The 659-nt window shown below is 35.2% G+C and carries 1 protein-coding gene; it reads left to right on the forward strand.

Annotated features, from left to right (window positions below; all coding sequences use genetic code 11):
* On the forward strand, window positions 1-659 hold a 659-nt coding region (locus tag HUS61_RS21180), incomplete at both ends, for a GGDEF domain-containing protein (RefSeq protein ID WP_175092381.1).

Below are 659 nucleotides of genomic sequence, written 5' to 3' on the forward strand. Positions count from 1 at the left end.
CAACAAACTTGCCTGACGTTCGCTTCTTAGAGCTCATTGAATCACTCTCAAAAGTAGCTGTTCAAGGCTACAATCGACATCGTGAAGTAATTTATTGGAATAAAGCAAGTACCTTTCTATATGGGTACACTCAAACTGAAGCTTTAGGAAAAAAACTAGAAGATTTGATCATCCCTCCTTCAATGAAAAAGGATGTCATTGAAGCACATAAAAATTGGCTTGAACACAACATTCCCATTCCATCATCCGAATTAACTTTACAAAATATTAAGGGTCAGCCGGTGCCTGTTTTTTCATCTCATGTTTTATTAAAAACTAGGGGAGATGAGTTTGAAATGTTTTGTTTAGATATTGATATTTCTGAGCAAGTATCTGTTCGTAAAGCTTTGGAAAAAATGGTGTCTTATGATCCAATAACTAACTGTTTGAATCGTCATTCCATCGAGTTAGTTATTAATGAGCTTATAACAAGCAATATAAAGGGCTTTTCTCTACTATTTATCGATATAGATCGATTCAAAGATGTGAATGATGTTTTCGGCTATGAATCGGGTGATGAATTACTCCTTAAAGTTTCTGAACGCCTCTCTACCCCATTAGAAAAAACTGACTACATAGCTCGCTTTAGCGCTGATGAATTCATAGTTATTTTGAGTTCG

It is taken from the genome of Pseudoalteromonas sp. 0802 (assembly GCF_013350085.1).
Lineage (GTDB): Bacteria > Pseudomonadota > Gammaproteobacteria > Enterobacterales > Alteromonadaceae > Pseudoalteromonas.